This window comes from Rathayibacter sp. Leaf299, from assembly GCF_001423055.1.
Lineage (GTDB): Bacteria > Actinomycetota > Actinomycetes > Actinomycetales > Microbacteriaceae > Rathayibacter > Rathayibacter caricis.
Genome location: NZ_LMNT01000002.1, coordinates 572,689 through 588,063, shown reverse-complemented (window position 1 = coordinate 588,063; position 15,375 = coordinate 572,689). Strand labels below are relative to the sequence as shown.

Sequence of the window (15,375 nt, the reverse complement as noted above, 5' to 3'; positions counted from 1 at the left end):
CTGGGCTTGCGGGGGCGGGCGGATGCGGATACCGACGCCTCCGATCAGGCCGTCGCGACGCCGCCGAACTCCTCCATGCGGGCGGTGAACTCGTCGCGGTCGCCCTCCTCGAGGAGGCTGTTCGCATAGCCGGCGAGGAACGCCCCCTGCGTCGGCGGCTCGAGGCCGACGTCGTCCAGCATCCGCTCCACGGCGCCGGAGGGGTCGGAGTCGAGGTCGACGAGGCCGAGTTCGACGGCAGGCACGGCCTGCTCGCTCGAGTACGCGGTGACGACCCAGAACGTCGCCCTCGCCTCCTCGGCGCCGAGGCCGTCGTCGATTCCGTAGCCGAGCTGGGCCCACTCCGACGGCGAGTCGGCGATGTCGACGGTGTCGAAGCCGAGCGGCGCGAGCGTCGCGGTGAAGCGGTCGACGACGGCCTGCTTGTCGGCGTCCGTCGAGAGGTCGGCGGCGGCGTAGCCGGTGGCCGAGATGTAGTCGTAGAGGAGGGAGGGACCGCCGTAGAGGTTCTCGGACCGCTCGTAGTACTCGTCGTCGGCCGAGTCCCACTCGCCGATCAGGGCGGCCTCGACCGCGGCGACGGCCTCCCCCGAGAGGGCGAGCGCCTCCTCGGCGGAGGGCTGGTCGAGCACGTCGGCGGCGTCGCCGTCCTCGTAGCCGGGGTAGCCGTAGAGCGGGTCGGACGCGTCGCCGGGGTCCTCGCCGAAGGGGTCCTCGAACGGGTCCTCGCCGAACGGGCCCTCGGAGCCGCCCGGGGCGGGAGCGCTCGTGGTCGCCGACTCCGCGGTGTCGAGCGCCGCGCCGATGCCGAGCGCGAGCAGCGTTCCGAGCACGCCGGTGTAGACCAGGCCGACCACCGCGCTGACCGCCAGCGCGGTCCAGGCGCCGGCGCCCAGCGGCGCGCGCTGGGGCGGTGCGGCGGGAGGGAACGGCGGCGGGTTCGTCGGGACCGGGCTCATCGGGACCTGGCTCATCGGGTTCCTCCGGGTGTCGAGCGGCAGACCCCGCCAGTTTTGCACGCCCTGAAGATCGCACGGGAGCCGCGCGGTCCGGGCGTCCGCGCGTCCGGCCCGGAGGATGATGGCGGCATGGACGACGTCGTGCCCCCCTCCGCTCACCCCTCCCTCGACGAGGTCGACGCGGGCCTGCGCGTCGTCGCGCTGCCCCTGCTGACGCGGTTCCGCGGAGTCGACCACCGCGAGATCGCGCTGGTGCGCGGCCCGGAGGGCTGGACGGAGTTCTCGCCGTTCCTCGAGTACGGACCGGAGGAGTCGGCCGCCTGGCTCCGCGCAGCACTCGACTACGGCTGGAACCCGCTGCCGACGCCGCTGCGCGACCGCATCCCGGTGAACGCGACCGTGCCCGCCGTCCGGGTGGACGAGGTCGCGGCGATCCTCGCGAGCTACCACGGCTGCCGGACGGCCAAGGTGAAGGTCGCCGAGCGCGGGCAGACGCTCGCCGACGACGTCGCGCGCGTCGCCGAGGTGCGCCGGGTCCTCGGGCCGGAGGGGCGGATCCGCGTGGACGCGAACGGCGGCTGGAACGTGGACGAGGCCGAGCACGCGGTGCACGCACTCGCCGAGTACGACCTCGAGTACGTCGAGCAGCCGTGCGCGAGCGTCGACGAGCTCGCGCAGCTGCGGAAGCGGGTGAAGTACATGGGCATCCCGATCGCGGCCGACGAGAGCGTGCGCAAGGCCGCCGATCCGCTCGCCGTCGCCCGGGCGGGAGCCGCGGACCTGCTCGTGGTGAAGGCGCAGCCGCTCGGCGGCGTGCACCGGGCCCTGGCGATCACGGCCGAGGCGGGGCTGCCGGCCGTCGTCTCGAGCGCCCTCGACAGCTCCGTCGGCCTCGCGATGGGCGCTGCCCTGGCCGCCGCGCTGCCCGAGCTGCCCTACGACTGCGGTCTCGGCACCGCCTCCCTCCTCGCCGCCGACGTCACCGAGCGGCCGCTACGACCGGTCGACGGCTGGATCCCGGTCGAGCGGGTCGAGGTGTCGGAAGCCCTGCTCGAGCGCCGTGCCGTCGCTCCCGAGCGCCTCGCCTGGTGGCGCGACCGCCTCCGCTCGGCGCACGCCCTGCTCTGAGACCTGGGCCGGGCGCCGGCCCGGCGCTACCCTCCCCGCATGGGCACGGACAGCGGGATCGAGCGCCGGCGGGCGCTCCTCGAGGACCTGATCGAGGCGAGCGGGATCGACGGCGTCGACATCGCGACCATGTTCGGCGCCCCCGCGATCCGCTTCCAGGGCACGATCGTGTGCTTCCTCGGCCACGACGAGCACCTGATCGTCAAGCTGACCCGGCAGGAGATGCTCGACCTGGTCGAGGCGGGCGCGGCCGAGCCGGTCGTGATGGGGCGGCGGACGCTGAAGGAGTGGGTCTCCGTCCCTCCGCTCGCCGAGGATCCCGCCTCGCTCCGGCGCTGGTCCGGGCACGTCGTCCGCGCGCTGGCCCTCGCGCGCGAGCGGATCGCGGCGCCCCCGGTATGAACCGAGTGGTGCACTGCGGCATGATGGACCCCGCCCGGTCGCCGATGCCCGCGGCGCACCCCTCCCCCTCGAGCATCGGAGTCCCGTGACCGCACCGACCGTTCCCGTCTTCCTCGACTGCGACACCGGCATCGACGACTCCCTCGCCCTCGCCTACCTGCTCCGCTCTCCGCGCGCCGACCTCGTCGGCGTCAGCACCGTCAGCGGCAACACGGATGCGCGCCAGGCCGCCGTGAACACGCTCGGACTGCTCGCCCTCGCCGGCCGCACCGGCGTCCCGGTCGCGGTCGGCGCGCACGACTTCCTCGAGGAGCCCTACGCCGGCGGCGCCCCGCACGTGCACGGGGACAACGGCATCGGAGGCGTGCGGCTGCCCGACGGCGGCAGCCCGGTCGACGAGGACCCGGCCGACCTTCTTCTCCGCCTCGCCCGGGAGCACGAGGGCGAACTGCGGCTGATCGCTGTCGGACCCCTCACCAACATCGCCCTCGCGCTGCGCAAGCACCCGGAGCTGCCGGGGCTGCTGAACTCCGTCACCGTCATGGGCGGAGCCGCACTCGTGCCCGGCAACATCAGCGCCGTCTCCGAGGCGAACATCTGGCACGACCCGGCCGCCGCGGCCGAGGTGGTCGCCGCCGACTGGGACCTCACCCTCGTGCCGCTCGACGTCACGATGAAGCACCTGATGAGCCAGGAGCACCGCGCGATCCTGCTCGACTCCGGCGACCCGCTCGCCGAGGCGATCGGCGAGGCCCTCGACTACTACTTCGACTTCTACGTGGGCCACTTCGGCGAGCGCACCGCCGCGATGCACGACCCGATGGCCGCCGCCATCGCCCTCGACGCGATCGGCATCGCCTCCGCCCCGACCGTGCCGGTCGAGGTCGACGCCACCTGGGGCCCGGGTCGCGGGCAGACCCTCCCGGACCTCCGCGGCATCTACCGCGACGTGCACCCCGAGGGCTCCCGCACCCGCTTCGTGCTCGCCCTCGACGAGCCGTTCGCTCCGCACCTGATCGACGTCATCGTCTCGAACGCCTGACGCCCGCACAGAGAAGGCCGAGAGCCCCGGGCAGCCGCACTTCGGCGGATCCGGGGCTCTCGGCCTTCGTTCTGCTGCCCGCTCGTCGGCGGGTGCCGGTGGGGTCGATCGCAAGGCGGAGGAGGGGCGCGTAGCGGCGCTACGAGCCCCGACGACAACGCCGCGAGCGGCCCCGCCGGCGCCCGCCGACTACATGCCGGTGTCGAGGCCGGAGTACGCGTGGAGCCCCTTGAAGAACACGTTCACCACGCCGAAGTTGAACATCACGGCCGCGAAGCCGATGATCGCGAGCCACGCCGAGGGAGTGCCGCGCCAGCCTCGCGTCGCGCGGGCGTGGATGTAGCCGGCGTAGATGGTCCAGATGATGAACGTCCAGACCTCCTTGGTGTCCCAGCCCCAGTAGCGGCCCCACGCCTTCTCGGCCCAGACGGCGCCGGCGATCAGCGTGAAGGTCCAGAGGATGAAGCCGATGATCGTGACGCGGTAGGCGAGGTTCTCGAGCGTGAGCGCGCTGGGCAGGGTCTTCAGGAACCGCAGGACGGAGCGCGGGTTCTCCTCCGCCCCCTCGCGGCGGGCCTGCAGCAGCTGGGTGACCGACAGCGCGAAGCCGAGCGCGAAGAACGCTGTGCCGAGGATCGCCACGAGCACGTGGATGACGAGCCAGTACGACTGCAGGGCCGGCGGGAGCGGCACGACGGCCACGTAGTAGTTGACCGTCGCGATGCCCAGCAGCACCAGCACGAGACCGGTGATGAACGCTCCGAGGAAGCGGAGATCCCAGCGCAGCTGCACAACGAGGAACACGCCGATGATGATGAGCGTGCCCGTGAGCGAGAACTCGTACATGTTGGCCCACGGCACCCGACCGGCGGCTACTCCGCGCAGGACCGCGGCGGCGGCGTGCAGCACGAAGGCCAGGAGCGTGAGCGAGAACCCGATGCGCATCGTCTTCGAGCGGGCGGGGGCGTTGTAGACCTCGTCCTCGACGCGGCTGCCGAGCCGCGAGAGCGTCGCGGTGGGGCGACCCGTGCCGGCGGCGACGGTGGCCTTGCCGCTGGCGGCCTTGTCGGCGGCGGCGACGGACGCGACCCGCTCGGCCTCCTGCACGACTCCGAGCGCCTCACCGTCGGCCAGCGAGGACCGGCGCGCCAGGTCGATCGCGAAGAAGATGAAGGCGAGGGCGTAGACGCCCATCGCGGAGGACAGGGTCAGCACCGAGTACTGGGAGAGGGTCTCGATCACCGGACAAGGATAGGCGACGCTGCTCGGAACCACCCCTGCACGGATGCACAGGTTCGGCGGATCCGCGGGGTTCAGTCCAGCGGTGCGTGCCGGTCGGCGACGGTGCGGACCGCCCGCACGAGCTGCGGATCCTCACCGCGCGCGAGCCCCGCGTACTCGAGGCGCAGCGAGCCGTCCTCGGCGGGCGTCGCCTTGATCCAGACCCGTCGTCGGGGCACGAACAGGGAGGTCAGCAGCCCGGCGAGCACGAGGATCGCGAACAGGAGGACCCAGCCCTGGGTCGCGTCGTGGTGGATGTCGAACGAGGCGAACCGGCGCACGCTGTCGGTGCCGACGACCTCCGGGTCGGCTCCGACGTTGTCGAAGGTCACCGAGCCCAGGCCGTTCGGCAGCTGCGCGGTCTCGCCCGGCTTGAGCGTCAGCGGGGCGACACCGGTGTCACCGCCGGTGAGGCGGGTGAGCGAGTCGGTGTTCAGCACGTAGACCGAGGTGGGCACCCCGGCGTCCAGGCCCAGGTCGCCCGAGAAGACGTTGAGCGAGAGCACGGGGTACTGCAGGTCCGGGAAGATCGACGTCGAGGCGCCGGTCTGGAGCTCGTCCTGCGTGGGGTAGAAGAAGCCGGTCATGCCGATCTGCTCGGCGAGGCCGTCCGGGACCTTGACGACGCCGACCGACGTCAGGTTCGCGTCCTGCGGCAGGAACGGCACCGAGTCGGTGAAGATCGCGGTGCCGGAGGGGTCGCGCACCGTGATCGTCGGCGCGTAGCCGTTGCCGAGCAGGTAGACGTTGGTGCCGCCGACCGCGAGCGGCTCGTTGACCTTCACGGTCCGCTCCTCGGTGCCGCCGCCGCGCTGCGTCGTCGTGACGTTCGCGGTGAAGTCGATCGGCTGACCGAACGCCTCGCCCCGCTCGGTCACGTACTCCACGTCGAGGCCGTCGAGCGTCAGCTGGTACGGGTCGAGCTGCGAGCTGTCGAAGAAGCGCCCCGGGTTGAACGAGTCGTAGGCCGCCAGGTTGTTCGCGAAGCCCTGACCGCCCTCGACGAGCACGCGCTGCCCGCTGTAGCCGAAGCCGCCGCCGATGCCGACGGCGACGAGGATCCCGACGAGCGCGGAGTGGAACACCAGGTTGCCGGTCTCGCGGAGGTAGCCGCGCTCGGCCGACACGCTGCTCCAGCGCCCGCGCGGGTCGTCGTAGCGCTCGACGCGGTAGCCCGCGCGGCGCAGCACGGCGTGCCCGGAGGCGATCGCCTCCTCCGTCGTCGCTCCCTCGACGTCGCGCACCGTGTAGCCCGCGAGGCGCTGCAGGCGCACCGGCGTCTTCGGCGGACGCGAGCGCATCGCCTCGAAGTGGTGCTTCGTGCGCGGGATGATGCAGCCGATGAGCGAGACGAACAGAAGCAGGTAGATGCTCGAGAACCAGGCCGACGTGTAGGTGTCGAAGGCCTGCACGCTGTCGAGCAGCGGCGCCAGATCGGGGTTGTCGATGAAGTACTGGGTGACGCCGTTGGGGTCGGACGAGCGCTGCGGCACGAGCGAGCCGGGCACCGCCGCGATGGCCAGCAGCAGGAGGAGGAACAGCGCGGTGCGCATGCTCGTCAGCTGACGCCACATCCAGCGCAGCCACCCGACCAAGCCGAGCTTGGGCTGAGTGATCGTGTCGGCGTCGGAGTCGAAGTGGTCGGAGGGGCGGAAGTTCGCGTCGGCGCGCTTCTGCGCGTCGACGTCGCTGCGATCAGATCGCGGGCTGGAAGCCATAGATCACCTCGCCGAGGGCTCCGTAGACGAGGGCGTTCCAGACGCCGGTGACCATCAGCAGGCCGATGACCACGAGGGCGACCCCGCCGATGATGTTGATCGCGCGGATGTGGCGCTTCACGAAGGCGAGGGTCGACGTGACCCAGCTGAAGCCGAACGCGACCAGGAGGAACGGGAGGCCGAGGCCCAGGCAGTACATCAGCGCGAGCAGCGCTCCCCGCCAGGGCGAGCCGGCGCCGAGTCCGAGCGCCAGGATCGAGCTCAGCGTCGGGCCCAGGCACGGCGTCCAGCCGATGCCGAACACGATGCCCAGCAGCGGCGCCCCGATCAGGCCCGTCGCGGGGCGGATGCTCGGGCGGAGGGTCCGCTGGAGGAACGAGAACTGGCCGACGAAGACGAGGCCCATCGCGATGACGACCACGCCGAGGACGCGGGTGATGACATCGCTGTAGCGGCTCATCCAGAACCCGATCGACCCGGCGGCCGCTCCGTAGAGCACGAACACGAGCGAGAAGCCCAGCACGAAGAGCAGCACGCCCAGCAGCACCCGGCTGCGTCCGCGAGCGCGGCGCTCGTCGGCGTCCGTGAAGCCGCCGACGTACGCGAGATAGCCCGGCACGAGCGGCAGCACGCACGGCGACGCGAACGACACCAGGCCGGCCAGCAGCGCGATCGGGACCGCGAGGAGCAGCTGACCGCTGATGACGATCTCGCCCACCGAGCTACTCCTCTTCCGCGAGCGTGTCGCCGACGAGGGTCGACAGGATCGACGCCTCCTGCAGCTGACCCAGGATCCGGGAGGCGACGCGGCCCTCGCGGTCGAGCACGAGGGTGGTGGGCACCGCGTTCGGCGGGACCTTGCCGCTGAAGGCGAGCTGCGCGGATCCGTCGACGTCGACGATGGAGGGGTAGGTGATGCCGTAGGTCTTCGCGAAGGCGGCGGCCTGGGGCGCCTGGTCGCGCACGTTCACGCCGACGAACGAGACGTCCTGGCCGTCGAACTCGGCGTTCACCGACTCGAGGTCGGCGGCCTCGGCACGGCACGGAGCGCAGCTGGCGTACCAGAAGTTGACGACGACGACGCGGCCCGCGAGGTCGTCGGAGTCGATCGCCTCGCCGTTCTCGTCGGTGCCTGAGAAGACGATCGGATCGCTTCGGTCGGCTGCCGCGATCTCGGTGACGGTCCCGTCGCCCGAGATGTAGCCCTTGTTGCTGCCGCTGCGGTACTGGTCGGCGAGCGGATCCTGGGTGCAGCCCGCGAGGACGGCTCCGGCCACGAGCGCGAGGGCCGTGGCGGCGACGACGCGACGCCGCATCAGACGGCGCCCACGTCGGTCGCGAGCCCCTGGAGGCCCGCGGCGGGGTCGGAGTAGCCGACCTCGACGAAGCCGTCGCCCCGACGCTCGATCGTGGTGATGCTCGAGAGCGCGCACCGGCGCTTGCGCGGATCGTGGAAGAGCCGCTCCCCCGCGAGGGCGCGGTGCACGGTCCAGATCGGCAGCTGGTGGCTGACGATGACCGCGTCGCCCTCGACGGTGCTCTGCCACGCCGCCTCGATCGCCGCGTACATCCGCGCCGAGATGGAGAGGTAGGGCTCGCCCCAGCTGGGCTCGAACGGATTGCGCAGCCACGGCCAGTGCTTCGGGTTCTTCAGCGCCGAGCTGCGGGCGGCGAGGGACTTGCCCTCGAAGCGGTTGCTCGGCTCGATCACGCGCGGATCGCTCGTGATCTCGAGCTCGAAGGCCTGCGAGATCGGCTGGGCCGACTCCTGCGTGCGCTGGAGCGGAGAGGCGACGAGCGTCGTCACGTGGCGGCGCCGCTCGAGCAGGTCGTCGGCCGCGGCGCGGGCCATGCGGTGGCCCAGCTCCGAGAGCCGGAAGTTCGCAAGTCGCCCGTAGAGGACCCGGTCGGGGTTGAACACCTCGCCGTGCCGCACGAGATGGATCTGATCGGCAACCACGAGCGTCAAGTGTACGGAACGCCGCGTGGGGGAACGCCGGGAACAGCGGGTCTGGGCGGGGGCTGAACGGGTGCTCAGCGCCGTGCTCTCACCGCCTGGCCAGCACTGCCGCCGAGATCCGTCGGACCAGCGCGTCCGGCAGGTGCTTCACCACGGCGACCGGCACTCCGAAGCGCCACGACGGCACCGAGACGACCTGCCCGCGCGCCACGTCGCGGAGGAACTCCTCGACCACCGCATCGGCGTCGAGCCAGAGGAACGAGGGGATGGAGGAGGTGTCCATCGCCGCCCGCTCGTGGAACTCGGTCCGCACCCAGCCGGGGCAGAGGGCCGCCGCCCGCACGCCCGTGCCGCGGAGCTCCACCGCGAGCGACTGCGTGAACGCGGTCGCCCACGCCTTGACCGCGGAGTAGGGGCCCAGGTGCACGAACCCCGCGACGCTCGCGACCGTCAGGATCGCTCCGCGGCCCCGGGCGCGCATGACCTCGGCGGCCGCCCCCGAGAGCACGGCCACCGAGCGGACCATCACCTCGAACGCCGCGTCCTGCGCGGCGACGTCCGGCTCCGAGAAGCCGCCGTCGATCCCGAATCCGGAGTTGTTGACCAGCACGCGCACGGGCCGCTCCGGATCGACGAGCCGGGCCCGCACCCGCTCCACCTGCTCCCGATCGGTCAGGTCGGCCGGCAGCACCTCGACGTGCGGGGCGCCGACCCCGCGGAACGCGGTCGCCGCCTCCTCGAGCCGCGCCTCGTCGCGCGAGACGAGCACGAGGCTCCAGCCGCGGCGCGCGAACGCCCGCGCGAAGGCGGCTCCGATGCCGGTGGACGCTCCGGTGATCAGTGCGGTGCTCATGCTCCGACGCTACCCGGCGCCCTCGGCCCCGCGCCGCCCCGCGGGTAGACTCCCCTACCGTGACCGACGAGACCCGCCTCCCCCGAACCACCGTCAAGAAGCTCGCCGCGCTCGAGGACGGACCCGTCCGCGTGTCCGGCTGGGTCGAGACCGTGCGCGACCAGAAGAAGGTGCAGTTCGTGGTCCTCCGCGACGAGTCCGGCGCCGTGCAGCTGGTGAACCCCGCCGTCCGCGAGGCGGAGGAGGGCGACGAGGTCGCCGCCGCGAAGCTCGCGATCACCGAGGAGATCTCGGGCCTCGCCCAGGGCTCCTTCGTCACGGTGACGGGTCAGCTCAAGCACGACGAGCGCGTGAAGCTCGGCGGCATCGAGGTGAAGCTCGAGTCGCTCGAGATCGTCGCCGCGTCGATCCCCGAGGCGCCCATCGCGCCCGACTCCGGCATCGACAAGCGCATGGACTGGCGCTTCCTCGACCTCCGCCGCCCGGAGCAGAACCTCATCGCCCGCGTGCAGACCACCTTCGAGCACGCGCTGCGCACCTACTGGATCGACAACGACTTCATCGAGATCCACACCCCGAAGCTCATGGCGAGCGCCTCGGAGTCTCGCGCCGAGTTGTTCGAGGTCGAGTACTTCGAGACCAAGGCGTACCTCGCGCAGAGCCCGCAGTTCTTCAAGCAGATGGCGCAGCCCGCGGGCTTCGGCAAGGTGTTCGAGGTCGGGCCGGCCTTCCGCGCCGACCCGAGCTTCACCTCCCGTCACGCGACCGAGTTCACGAGCGTCGACTCCGAGGTCTCGTGGATCGAGTCGCACGAGGACGTCATGGAGCTGCACGAGCAGCTGATGGTCGCCGGCCTCACCGCCGTCGTCGAGAAGCACGGCGCCGAGGTGAAGGCGCTCTTCGACATCGACCTCGAGGTGCCCACCACCCCGTTCCCGCGCATCCCGCTCGCCGAGGCCAAGCGCATCGTCGCCGAGCGCGGCTACGAGGTGCCCCGCGCCGACGACGACATGGACCCCGAGGGCGAGCGCCGCATCGCGGCCTACGTGAAGGAGGAGTTCGGGCACGACTTCGTGTTCCTGACCGACTACGCCTCGAGCATCCGGCCGTTCTACCACATGCGCCGCGAGGGCGACGGGGCCATCACCAACAGCTACGACCTCATCTACAACGGCGTCGAGATCTCGACCGGGGCGCAGCGCGAGCACCGCGTCGACGTGCTGGTCGAGCAGGCCCGCGAGAAGGGCCTCGACCCCGAGGAGCTCGGCTTCTACCTCGACTTCTTCCGCTACGGCGTCCCGCCGCACGGAGGATTCGGCATGGGCCTCTCGCGCGTGATCATGCTGATGCTGCACCAGGCGAACCTGCGCGAGGTCACCTACCTCTTCCGCGGCCCGTCGCGCCTGCTGCCGTAGGCCGGGCCACGCACGAGACGGCCCGGTACCGTCGAGACAGCCCGTTCCAGCGGGACGTCTCGACGGCACCGGGCCGTCTCGTCGTCGGGGCTCGAGTGCGGGAGCCGGGGTCAGCGCGGGAGGCGCTCGAACGGCACGCGCCGGCTGAGCCAGGCCAGCAGACCCGCGATCACCGCCGCGAGCGCCGCCGGGACGAGCAGGAGCCACAGGCTTGACGTCGCCGCCAGGATCAGCAGGGCGACGGCCGCGACCCCCGCTCCGATCGCGAAGTTCCAGCGGACGTCCGTGACCACTCCCGGCTCGGGCCTCGCCCAGATCACGACCAGCGCCAGCGCGAGCGGCCCGAGCAGCAGGCCCAGCACGAACCAGCGCCAGCGCGAGCGCCCCTTCTGCTCCGCGAGCCCCGCGGTCACGAGCGCGAAGCCGATCCAGATCCAGCCGGTGTCGTTCCAGGTCGTCCCCATGCCCGGAGCCTAGGGCCTGGTCACCGGGGCGGCAGGACCATCAGGTCGAGGTAGTCCGTCAGGCACGCGACCATGTCGACCGCGTCGCGCTCGAGGAGCCACTGCAGCTGGATGCCGTCCCACAGCGCGATGATCGACGCCGCGACCCGGTCGGGGTCGGCGCCCTCGCGCAGGCGCCCCTCGGCCTGCAGGGCGCGCAGGTCGTCGGCGTAGCCCTGGCGGAGCGACCGGAAGCGGCGGGCGAAGAACTCGCGGCCCGGATGATCGGCCGTCGTCGAGTCGCCGCACAGCACCGCGTAGAGCTCGATCACTCCGGGGGCCGTCTCGTTGTAGCGGGTCTGGCGCAGGATCCCCTCGACCATGCTCTCGTCGGGGTCCGGCGGAGCCGAGCCGTCGCCGGTGATGGCGTCGCGGTGCTCGAGCACCGCGAGCAGCAGGTCGGTCTTGGTCGGGAAGTAGTGCAGGAGGCTGGTCTGGCTGAGGCCCACCCGGTCGGCGACCTCCTGCAGCGAGCCGCGCGCGTAGCCGCGGGAGGCGAAGACCGCGTGGGCCGCCTCGATGATCGCGCGGCGCCGCTGAGCCGACTTCGCGTAGGGCCCACGGCGGGTGCGGACGGGCTCGGTGGTCTCGGACACGACGCCTTCCTCCGCTGGTCACGAGAGCGGGAACCGCTCTCAGGCGGCCAGCGTAGCGCGCGCTCCGGCCGCGTCCCCACCAATTTCGAGCGGCTACTCGAATTTGTGATAGCGTCCGATCCACCGGGCCGGGAGACCTCCACGGCACCCATCCACGACGAAGTGAGGGACAGTGAAGCCGTTCACACGGAGACAGCTCATGGCCGCCGGACTCGGCACGGCCGCACTCGGGACCCTGGCGGCCTGCGCCACCCCGGGGACCACCTCGGTCAACACCGCGCCGGCGATCCCGGCCGCGAGCGGACCGATCCGTCTGCAGTACTGGGCCTGGCTGAAGGACCTGCAGAAGGTCTGCGACGTCTGGAACGCCTCGCACCCGGACGTCCAGGTCGACGCGGTCTGGATCCCCGGCGGCAACGCGGGCGGCTACCAGAAGCTGTACTCGGCCCTCGCGGCCGGCGGCGGACCGGACCTGGGCCAGGTCGAGATGCGCTCGCTGCCCGAGTTCATGCTCGTGAACGGGCTGGTCGACCTCAACCGCTACGGCGCGGCCGACTACGCCGACCTCTACGACCCCACTCTCTGGGGGCAGGTGAGCTACACCGGCGGCGTCTACGGGATCCCCCAGGACAGCGGTCCGATGGCCTTCTTCTACCAGCCCGAGGTGCTCGGGCGCGTGGGAGCCGAGCCGCCGCGCACCTGGGACGACTGGGCGGCGGTCGCGACCGAGCTGCGCGGCGCCGACTCCTACATCGACTGCTTCCCGCTCGCCGACGCCTCCGTCTTCGCGGCCTTCGCCACGCAGGCCGGCGCGCAGTGGCTGACGGCGGAGGAGGACGGCTGGGTCATCGACATGACCGACGAGGCCACGACGCAGGTCGCCTCCTTCTTCGACACCGCGATCGATCAGGACCTCGTCGAGACCGGCTACGGCGCCTACTCCCCCGCGTGGTTCGCGGCGGCGGCGACGGGCGGCATCGCCTCCTGCACCACGGGCAGCTGGGGCGACGCGCTCATTCAGGGCGTGAGCGGCGGCTCAGGCAAGTGGCGGGTGGCGCCCATGCCGGTCTGGGGCGACACGGGCTTCGGCTCGAGCTTCCTCGGCGGATCCACGGCGGCCGTCTTCGCCAGCAGCGCGCACCCGAAGGAGGCGCTCGAGTTCGCGGTGTGGATGACGACCTCGCAGGAGGGCATCGACGCGATGATCGCGAACAGCGGCATCGGCTGGTCGCCCGCCGTCGGCGAGATCGGCACCGCGCGCAAGGGACCGAGCGAGTTCTTCTCGGGCCAGAACTACAACGAGGAGATCCTCGTGCCCGCGGCGAAGGAGCAGAACCCCGACTGGTCCTGGTGGCCGGTCACCCAGCAGTCCTTCAACATCCTCAGCGACGGCTTCCGAAGGAAGGCGTCGGGCACCACTCTCGTCGACGCGGTCGCCGAAGCGGAGCAGCAGATCATCACGGTCTTCCAGAACAAGGGCCTCAGCATCAGGAAGGCCTCGGCATGACCACGACGACCTCCCCCGCCGCCGCCGCCATCGCGGCCACCGGCGGCACCCGGAACCGCAAGCGCGGCGGAGCCCAGGGGCGCGCCCCGTGGATCCTGCTCGCCCCGTTCCTCGTACTGTTCGTCCTCACCTTCATCATCCCGATCGTCGTGGCCATCGGCTCGAGCTTCACGAAGGTGACCCGCTCGGGCCTCTTCGGCGAGGCCGGAGTGACGACCGAGTTCGCCGGGTTCGGGAACTACGCGCAGGCCCTCGCCGACGGCAACTTCCTCGCCTCGATCGGGCGCATGTTCCTCTTCGGCGTCGTCCAGGTGCCGGTGATGATCGCGCTCTGCACCGTGCTCGCGCTGATGCTCGAGTCGGCCTCGGCCCGGTTCCCCGGGTTCTTCCGCGCGGCCTACTTCCTCCCCTACGGGGTGCCCGGAGTGATCGCGACGATCCTCTGGTCGTTCCTCTACGTGCCGGGGCTCAGCCCGATCATCGACGCGGCGAACGTGGTCGGCCTCGAGCCCGACTTCCTCGGCGCGGACTCGGTGCTGTGGTCGATCGCGAACATCTCACTGTGGAGCTACACCGGCTACAACATGCTGATCATCGTCGCCCAGTTGAAGGCGATCCCGGTCGAGCTGTACGAGGCGGCGAAGGTCGACGGAGCGTCCACGTTCCGCGTCGCGCGCAGCATCCAGCTGCCGCTCATCCGCCCGGCGCTCGTGCTGACCACGATCTTCTCGATCATCGGCACCCTGCAGCTCTTCGCCGAGGCGCAGGTCCTCAAGACCGTGGCGCCCGCGATCGACAGCCAGTACACGCCGAACCTCAGCGCGTACACGACCGCCTTCGCCTACAACGACTACAACGTCGCCGCCGCGCAGGCCGTGCTGATCGCCCTCGTCGCGTTCGTCCTCTCCTTCACGTTCCTCTCGATCTCGAACAGGAAGTCCTCATGAGCCAGGCGACGCGTACCGAAGCGCAGCCCACGACGACCGGAGTCGTCACCGCGAACCGGCCCGCCAAGGCGGGTCGTGGCCCCGACCGCTCGGCCGGCCGCAACCGCGCCTCCACGATCATCGTCACGGCGATCCTCGTGATCGTCGCGGTCTACTTCCTCGTCCCCGTCTACTGGGTCGTGGTCGCGGCGACGAAGACCACCGAGGACCTCTTCGCCACCTACGGCTTCTGGTTCGCGCCGACGTTCGCGCTCTGGGACAACCTCGGCCAGGTGCTGTCGTACGACGGCGGCATCTTCGTCCGCTGGTTCTTGAACTCGGTGCTCTACGCCGGAGTCGGCGCCCTGCTCGCGACGTACCTCGCGGCGGCCGGCGGCTACGCGCTCGCGAAGTACGAGTTCCGGGGCAACCGGCTCGTGTTCGGCACGATCCTCGCGGGAGTGCTCGTGCCCGGCACCGCGACGGCCCTGCCGCTGTTCCTCCTCTTCAGCCAGATGGGCATCGCGAACACGTACTGGAGCGTGCTGATCCCCTCGCTGGTCTCGCCGTTCGGGCTCTTCCTCTGCCGCATCTACGCGCAGGCGACGGTCGACACCGCGGTCATCGAGGCGGCGCGGATCGACGGGGCGAGCGAGCTGCGGATCTTCCACACGCTGGGGCTGCGCATCCTGACTCCGGCGCTGGTCACCGTGTTCCTCTTCCAGCTCGTCGGCATCTGGAACAACTACTTCCTGCCGCTCGTGATGCTGTCGGACACGGAGCTGTTCCCGATCACGCTGGGGCTCAACAACTGGCTCAGCCAGGTCGACCGCCTGCCCGAGTTCTACGAGCTGACGACCGGAGGCGTGCTGCTGTCGATCATCCCGCTGGCGATCGCGATGATCGTGCTGCAGCGCTTCTGGCGGGGCGGGCTCACCGAGGGCTCCGTGAAGTAGCTCTGCCGAGCAGGAGGGGCGGAGGTCCCGGGGAGGAAGTGGAGGAGCCCCCCGAGGTCTCACGCCAGGGGGCTCCCGTGTGGCGGTGGAACGGTCTCGCTCTCCCGCTCGCCGACGTGAACGCCGGCG

The 15,375-nt window shown here is 71.3% G+C and carries 16 protein-coding genes; 7 read left to right on the top strand and 9 right to left on the bottom strand.

Annotation, left to right across the window (positions count from 1 at the left end; genetic code table 11):
• Nucleotides 1–44 precede the first annotated feature (44 nt).
• Complete coding sequence (locus ASF48_RS09960) at nt 45–974, bottom strand: hypothetical protein (protein ID WP_157603134.1); 930 nt, start codon at nt 972–974, stop codon at nt 45–47.
• 114 nt (nt 975–1,088) lie between these two features.
• Here ASF48_RS09960 and ASF48_RS09955 point away from each other — a divergent pair, with 114 nt between their 5' ends.
• From ASF48_RS09955 to ASF48_RS09945, 3 genes are all read left to right on the top strand, one after another.
• Nucleotides 1,089–2,087, top strand: a complete 999-nt coding sequence (locus ASF48_RS09955) for an o-succinylbenzoate synthase (protein WP_055790474.1) — start codon at nt 1,089–1,091, stop codon at nt 2,085–2,087.
• Nucleotides 2,088–2,126: 39 nt separating this feature from the next.
• A complete protein-coding gene (locus ASF48_RS09950; protein ID WP_055790471.1) occupies nt 2,127–2,489 on the top strand; it encodes a TfoX/Sxy family protein in 363 nt (120 codons plus the stop codon).
• A gap of 85 nt (nt 2,490–2,574) precedes the next feature.
• The gene (locus tag ASF48_RS09945) at nt 2,575–3,531 is read left to right on the top strand and encodes a nucleoside hydrolase (protein ID WP_055790469.1); all 957 of its coding nucleotides are present in this window, start codon (nt 2,575–2,577) and stop codon (nt 3,529–3,531) included.
• 189 nt (nt 3,532–3,720) lie between these two features.
• Here the strand turns inward: ASF48_RS09945 and ccsB are convergent, their stop codons facing one another.
• The 6 genes from ccsB to ASF48_RS09915 form a co-directional block, all read right to left on the bottom strand.
• Complete coding sequence (gene ccsB / locus ASF48_RS09940; protein ID WP_372488162.1) at nt 3,721–4,773, bottom strand: c-type cytochrome biogenesis protein CcsB; 1,053 nt, start codon at nt 4,771–4,773, stop codon at nt 3,721–3,723.
• Nucleotides 4,774–4,844: 71 nt separating this feature from the next.
• A complete protein-coding gene (gene resB, locus ASF48_RS09935; protein WP_082481207.1) occupies nt 4,845–6,530 on the bottom strand; it encodes a cytochrome c biogenesis protein ResB in 1,686 nt (561 codons plus the stop codon).
• Nucleotides 6,508–7,248: a cytochrome c biogenesis CcdA family protein gene (locus ASF48_RS09930; protein ID WP_055790466.1), complete on the bottom strand. Its 741-nt coding sequence runs from the start codon at nt 7,246–7,248 to the stop codon at nt 6,508–6,510. Before ASF48_RS09930 ends, resB begins: the two co-directional genes overlap by 23 nt.
• Nucleotides 7,249–7,252: 4 nt before the next feature.
• Nucleotides 7,253–7,846, bottom strand: a complete 594-nt coding sequence (locus tag ASF48_RS09925) for a TlpA family protein disulfide reductase (RefSeq protein ID WP_055790463.1) — start codon at nt 7,844–7,846, stop codon at nt 7,253–7,255.
• Nucleotides 7,846–8,490, bottom strand: a complete 645-nt coding sequence (locus tag ASF48_RS09920) for a histidine phosphatase family protein (RefSeq protein WP_055790459.1) — start codon at nt 8,488–8,490, stop codon at nt 7,846–7,848. The genes ASF48_RS09925 and ASF48_RS09920 overlap by 1 nt, the downstream gene beginning before the upstream one ends.
• An 88-nt stretch (nt 8,491–8,578) precedes the next feature.
• Entirely contained in the window at nt 8,579–9,343 is a 765-nt protein-coding gene (locus ASF48_RS09915; RefSeq protein ID WP_055790456.1) for an SDR family NAD(P)-dependent oxidoreductase, read from the bottom strand.
• Between the two features lie 59 nt (nt 9,344–9,402).
• Between ASF48_RS09915 and aspS the strand changes: the two genes are divergently transcribed.
• Nucleotides 9,403–10,758 (top strand): aspartate--tRNA(Asn) ligase, encoded by a 1,356-nt coding sequence (aspS, locus tag ASF48_RS09910; protein WP_055790453.1) that lies wholly within the window; start codon nt 9,403–9,405, stop codon nt 10,756–10,758.
• A 110-nt stretch (nt 10,759–10,868) separates the two neighbouring features.
• On the opposite strand, the gene ASF48_RS09905 is transcribed toward aspS, so the two are convergent.
• Both ASF48_RS09905 and ASF48_RS09900 read right to left on the bottom strand, forming a co-directional pair.
• A complete protein-coding gene (locus tag ASF48_RS09905; protein ID WP_055790450.1) occupies nt 10,869–11,222 on the bottom strand; it encodes a hypothetical protein in 354 nt (117 codons plus the stop codon).
• Nucleotides 11,223–11,242: 20 nt separating this feature from the next.
• Complete coding sequence (locus ASF48_RS09900) at nt 11,243–11,857, bottom strand: TetR/AcrR family transcriptional regulator (RefSeq protein WP_055790447.1); 615 nt, start codon at nt 11,855–11,857, stop codon at nt 11,243–11,245.
• A gap of 172 nt (nt 11,858–12,029) precedes the next feature.
• On the opposite strand from ASF48_RS09900, the gene ASF48_RS09895 reads away from it, so the two are divergent.
• Genes ASF48_RS09895 through ASF48_RS09885 form a run of 3 tightly spaced genes read left to right on the top strand, consistent with a single transcriptional unit; the run spans nt 12,030 to nt 15,246 of the window.
• Nucleotides 12,030–13,364, top strand: a complete 1,335-nt coding sequence (locus ASF48_RS09895) for an ABC transporter substrate-binding protein (RefSeq protein WP_055790444.1) — start codon at nt 12,030–12,032, stop codon at nt 13,362–13,364.
• The gene (locus ASF48_RS09890; RefSeq protein WP_055790442.1) at nt 13,361–14,311 is read left to right on the top strand and encodes a carbohydrate ABC transporter permease; all 951 of its coding nucleotides are present in this window, start codon (nt 13,361–13,363) and stop codon (nt 14,309–14,311) included. The genes ASF48_RS09895 and ASF48_RS09890 overlap by 4 nt, the downstream gene beginning before the upstream one ends.
• Nucleotides 14,308–15,246 carry a carbohydrate ABC transporter permease gene (locus tag ASF48_RS09885; protein ID WP_055790439.1) on the top strand — a complete coding sequence of 313 codons (939 nt, stop codon included), beginning with the start codon at nt 14,308–14,310 and terminating at the stop codon, nt 15,244–15,246. Before ASF48_RS09890 ends, ASF48_RS09885 begins: the two co-directional genes overlap by 4 nt.
• Nucleotides 15,247–15,375 lie beyond the last annotated feature (129 nt).